General features: G+C 36.8%; 3 protein-coding genes and 2 pseudogenes. 3 read left to right on the plus strand and 2 right to left on the minus strand.

The genetic code is table 11. From position 1 onward, the window contains the following. Positions 1–567 (minus strand): RNA polymerase sigma-70 factor (locus tag AB5935_RS19130; RefSeq protein WP_368327520.1); only part of this gene is annotated, 567 nt, incomplete at its 3' end. A gap of 170 nt (positions 568–737) precedes the next feature. Further along, positions 738–1,212 (minus strand): annotated as a pseudogene (locus AB5935_RS28455) (alpha-L-fucosidase); the annotation flags it as partial. Positions 1,213–1,337: 125 nt separating this feature from the next. Between AB5935_RS28455 and AB5935_RS19140 the strand changes: the two are divergent. The 3 genes and pseudogenes from AB5935_RS19140 to AB5935_RS19150 form a co-directional block, all read left to right on the plus strand. Continuing rightward, positions 1,338–1,640: a hypothetical protein gene (locus AB5935_RS19140; RefSeq protein ID WP_007850318.1), complete on the plus strand. Its 303-nt coding sequence runs from the start codon at positions 1,338–1,340 to the stop codon at positions 1,638–1,640. Positions 1,641–2,242: 602 nt separating this feature from the next. Further along, complete coding sequence (locus AB5935_RS19145; protein WP_038609825.1) at positions 2,243–3,253, plus strand: FecR family protein; 1,011 nt, start codon at positions 2,243–2,245, stop codon at positions 3,251–3,253. Between the two features lie 427 nt (positions 3,254–3,680). Next, positions 3,681–5,697: pseudogene (locus tag AB5935_RS19150) on the plus strand (SusC/RagA family TonB-linked outer membrane protein); the annotation flags it as partial.

Consider the following 5,697-nt stretch of genomic DNA (forward strand, 5'->3'; position numbering starts at 1 on the left):
CAATAGAGGCAATAAAAAGGGTAAATAATCTTTTAATTCAATACGTAATTGTTTTAGTGCCTGTTGAATGCGGTAGTCTATGGTTTTAGGTGATACTCCTAAAATTTCTGCTATTTCTTTATAACTCATATTTTTAAAGCGATGCATTACGAAAGCTTCTTTATAGGATTCAGGAAGTGTTTCTACTGCTTCTTGGATACGTATAGTCAGTTCTTCTATAAGATAAAAATTAGTGTCATCTATTAGGGATTGCATCTCTTCATAAAAATAGTTTTCGACCCGGCTTTTTACTTCTTGCTGTTTGATACGGTTTATAGCACGATGATGTACAATAGAAAATAAATAATTACTTAATGAAGACTGAATGACTAGCATATCTTTATTTTCCCAAAGCCACAGCATGGCATCTTGTACACATTCTTCTGCATCTTCTAATTCTACGAATTTGTTTCCGTATGCACATAACATGGGATAGTATTTCCTAAAAAGTGTATCAAATGCTTTCTCATTGCCATTTTTGATGGCTAATAATAGGGATTGGTCTTCATAGTTATACTCCGTTTTCATTATTTAAAGGTTGATTTGTGTGCAAATATAATCTTTTAAAACTAAAAAAATATATTGTATTTCAGTAATTCTATTCTATGGAATACTATTTTAGAGGAAGTCTTGATTAAAGTCGTTTGTAGTGTGCCCTTGGGTATTATGTATGCCCAAAGGGCACATAGGAAATATATTTAATTATTTTTTACTTTGAAGCATAATACTATCGGTTCGTTTTTGAGGTTACGGGGTAAGAATACCTTTGTCTTTGGTATATTTTATATTTTTATTGCCTTGTAGTGGAATCATTTTACCGTTAGGAATATTGCCGGCCCATTTATTGTTTCTGGAAGTTCCTCTCCTTCTGATAAAGCGTAAATAGCATATAAAGTTTTTCCGTTTTTGTCTGCAGTGAACCATATATTCTCATTGTTATATATAGGAGTTGTACGAGTGGCATAAATGGCTTTTCCGTTTCATGTAAACGTTTTATTACTTCGTCTTTGATGGCGTCAGACCTACTCCTAATAATAAACAACCTCCTTTGGCAATGATTCCTATTAAAATATTAATAATTTTTTGTGGTGATTTAAAGGGAGCATTAGGTGTCCATCCCCAATCATTGCTTAGTGGTGGACAACTTTCCCAAGGATAGTTAAGCTGTGTTTCGGAGTTTAAAAGAAGATATCACCGAAAGCCAGACAGATATCCGCATTCAGAAAAGTGATTTGTTTGAAATTCCTCTATCATTGAATACTCTTCAGATAGACAATAAACTTATTATATATAACAAGATGGAAAAAGAAACTGACTTCTTTTTATTGAAGGATTGCAAAAGGGGAGCTTTCATGACAAAAGCGTCAGATCATTCTTCAAAAACTCCTTTATATAAATTATCTGATCATGTCTATAAGGTATTTTTCCGGGATTTAGCTTTACAAGATACATTGGCAGACCGGATTGCCGATTTGATGAATAGGATCGGCTTAAGTCAGATTTCTTTTGATAGATTGGAGGGATGTTCCTATACCGGGCATGACGAATACGCTATTTCCCGCTTTGCGCCCCGTTGTTATACTCAGTTTAATTATAATTAATAAATGACGCCAGTCGTTTGAATCATAATTTATGGCGTATTCACACAAGAATGAATTGAGGTGAGCCTTGGGGAGAAGTTATGCGTACGGAACAAATGGCTAATAAAATTAAGAACCAAAATTTTTTTCAAAGGAATCTTTTTCCACGTATGTTTGGATGGTTTCTTATTCGATTGGTCGACCGGGAATTTGAATGTTCTACTTTGGAGGATGTGGAGGGGCTTTGTCCGAGGCGGCAGGTTTTGATGCCGGTTATGATTAATACCACTATCTTAAATCGGTATGGGCAAATAGACCGATTGCTACAAGCTATCAAACATTAGGATATACTACATGAGGCTTAAGTCTTCACCGAAAAACAAAAACAGCGTTTGAAAGATCTGCAGTTCGAATGGCATTTGCAAAAGGTGGATGAGAAGAACTATCTTTTTCTTGTGAACTAGAAGTGGGAGAGGCTCCTGAAGTAGTTGTACGGTATGTAACTCGTGAAAATCCTGAAAAAGTTTCTCTATGAAAATATATTTTTGAAAATAAATGCATATTTGTTTAGGAATGTGTTTTTCTCGCTTGCCATATAAGTAGAAGGACTTAAAAACATACGTATGGAGTATAATGAAACGAATATAGAATTGTTACTTCCCCGTTATTGTGAGGGTATTGCAACGGTAGAAGAGCAGAGACTGGTAAAAGATTGGATGAAGGAGTCTGAAGAAAATCGCCGGATAGTAAAGCAGATGGAAATACTTTATTTAGCGGCTGATACCGTTCATGTAATTAATAATGTAAATACAGAAAAGGCTTTAGTTAAGGTAAAAGGTAAAAAGACTGAAAGAAGTAAGGTGGCTTGGTGGGAGTGGGCACAGCGTGTTGCTGCCGTGTTATTTCTCCCACTGCTTGCTACTTTTTTGGTAGAACATTATGGTGGAAAGGATGCAGATGTACAAATGTTGGAAGCTAGGACAAACCCGGGAATGACTACTTCAGTAGTGTTACCCGATAGTACGGTGGTTTTTTTGAATTCAGAATCCTCTTTGCGATATCCTTCTTCTTTTAAGAATAGCAAGGAGAGAAAAGTTGAGTTGAAGGGGGAAGGGTATTTTGAAGTAACTAAAGATGTGGAGAAACATTTTATTGTGTCTACGGTTCACCGTTCACAGGTAGAGGTGTTAGGAACCAGTTTTAATATAGAGGCTTACGAAGAGTCTCCTGAGGTATCTACTACTTTAATCAAAGGTAAAGTCAACTTCAGTTTCCAAGAAGGTGTCCGCAAAAAACAGATTGTGTTAAACCCCGGTCAGAAAGTTGTGTATGATTCAAAAAAAGGTACAGCACGTTTACTTGAGACTTCCGGTGAAACGGAAACTTCATGGAAGGACGGCAAGATTATTTTTGATAATACTTCTTTGAAGGATGCTTTACGGATTTTAGAAAAGCGATATAATGTGGTGTTCATTCAGAAAAATCCTGCACGTAAGGCTGCTTTTACCGGGACTTTTACCAGTCAGCGTTTGGAGCGTATTCTGGAATACTTTAAATTATCTTCCAATATACACTGGAAATATGTAGACGGTAAGGATGCGTCGCAAAAAAAGACCCATATAGAGATTTATTAATCAAATAACCTTAAATTGAATATAATATGAAAGAACTATCACCTTAAAGTAACAAAAAACATACGGGAAAATATTGGCGTATCTTCCCGTATGGAAAATCGGTTTTCAAATTAAAGCTTGTTTGGCGACAAGCTTAATCAACTAATTTTAAAACTTAAGTCATTACAAAAGTATGAAAAATAATTGTAGTATCCAATTTTCGAGGATACCAAATCGTCTATGGCTCTCCTCGAAGAAAATCCCAAGAACTATGAAACTATTTACTCTTTTCTTTGCTTGTTCCCTAGGACTGGCTCATGCATCCGAATCGTATGCGCAGAAGGCTATAGTCAATGTGGAGGTACAGAATAAGACTGTAGGGGAAATTTTGAAAGAAATTGAGAAACAATCAGAATTTGATTTCTTCTTTGATAATACGCTTATTGATTTAAATCGTCGTGTATCAGTCACTTCCCGTAACGGTGATATCTTTAAGGTGCTGGAGAAGGTATTTAAAGGTACAAATGTGAAATATTCCATTTTGGATAAGAAGATTGTCTTGACTACTAATGCTGACAATACACAGACTGTGCAGCAGATTACTTTTAAAGTAATCGGAAAAGTAGTGGACAATATGGGAGAAAGCGTGATCGGGGCTACTGTGTTGGAACAAGGGACTACAAACGGTACTGTGACTGATATGGATGGAAACTTTGAATTGGTGGTTTCTAATAAGGAAGTTACTTTAGAGATTTCATATATAGGTTATAGTAAGTCTGTTGTGAAATCAAAAGTAGGTGTCCCTGTCACTGTGACTTTAAAAGAAGATACAGAAGTGTTGGATGAAGTGGTAGTAGTAGGGTATGGAACACAGAAAAAAGTGAATTTGACAGGTGCTGTCAGTCAAGTAGGGGAAAAGGCTTTAGAATCTCGTCCTGTACAAAATGTATCTCAGGCTTTACAGGGATTAGTACCGGGAATGACCTTTGGGGTTGACGCTAAAGGTGGACAGTTGAATAATACTCCTTCCGTATCTATTCGTGGTGCAGGGACAATCGGTAAAGGCTCCACTGGCTCTCCATTGATTTTGATAGATGGTGTAGAGGGTAATATGAACTTGCTTAATCCGTTGGATATTGAAAGCATTTCTGTATTGAAAGATGCATCGGCTTCTTCTATTTATGGTTCTCGCGCTCCGTTTGGGGTTATTTTGATTACAACTAAGCAAGGAAAGACTGGTAAACCGGTAGTAAGCTATAATACTAATATTCGTTTTAATAGTCCTCTTACTGATTATGATATGATGGATTCCTATCGCTTCATGCATTATTATAATGATGCACGTACTAATGGTGGACAGGCAGCTTATTTTAGTGATGAGCAAATAGCTAATGTTTTGGCTTATCAGCGTGGAGAAGTAGGAAAAATTATTCCGGTTACAACTTCAAATACATATACACACAACTGGGCAAATGCTAATACCGACTGGTATGATGTATTTTTCAAAGACCATGCCATGTCTCAGGAACACAGCTTGAGCTTGAGTGGTGGTACGGAACGTTTTTCTTATTATTTGTCCGGCAATTTTATGGATCAGGAAGGCTTGTTGAATTATGCTGACGAAAGCTATTATCGTTATTCTGTAAATGGGAAAATCAATGCGAAAATAAACAAGAACATAAGTCTCTCTTATAATACCAAATGGTTTCGTACTAATTATGAAGCTCCTTCTTATTTGAATCAGTTATTTTTCCACCAGATAATGCGTAAATGGCCTAATGCGTTTGTTACTGACCCACAAGGATATTGGGCGGATAACAGCGAGATTATACCATTAAAAGAAGGAGGACGAATGAAGGAAGATTTGGATCAGAACTTCCAACAATTGCAGTTGGATGTCACTCCATTGCCTGGATGGAATATTCACTTACAGGGTAATATGCGTATTACAACTAATTTTACTCATACTGACAGACAAGCTGTTTATGCCCATGACGCCAATGGAGAACCTTATGCTATAGCTATCACTAATGCGACGCAGCCAGGTCAGTCCAGAGTAATTGAAAAAGGAACAAAGAATGAATTTTATACAGTCAATCTTTTCTCGGATTACTCTCGCCAGTTGGGTGACCATTATTTCAAAGTAATGGGTGGATTTAATGCCGAGCATCAAAATGTGAGGACTTTAAGTGCTCAGCGTGATGGCATTATTGTACCAGATTTACCTACAATTGATACTTCTACTGAGCAGGACGTAGCGGGGGGCGGTTATAACCATTGGGCTACTGCCGGTTTCTTTGGGCGCTTGAATTATAATTATAAGGAGAAATATTTGCTGGAAGTAAATGGACGTTATGATGGAACTTCCCGTTTTATGAAAGATCAGCGTTGGAACTTTTTCCCCTCATTTTCTTTAGGTTGGAATGTGGCCAGAGCAAATTTTTGGAAACCGCTGGAATCAGTTG

It is taken from the genome of Phocaeicola sp. RTP21198st1_B8_RTP21198_201120 (assembly GCF_040929485.1).
Classification (GTDB): domain Bacteria; phylum Bacteroidota; class Bacteroidia; order Bacteroidales; family Bacteroidaceae; genus Phocaeicola; species Phocaeicola dorei.

Coding starts and splice junctions, on each gene's coding strand:
- AB5935_RS19140 (WP_007850318.1), top strand. CDS start 1,338: ATGGAAAAAGAAACTGACTTCTTTTTATTGAAGGATTGCAAAAGGGGA.
- AB5935_RS19145 (WP_038609825.1), top strand. CDS start 2,243: ATGGAGTATAATGAAACGAATATAGAATTGTTACTTCCCCGTTATTGT.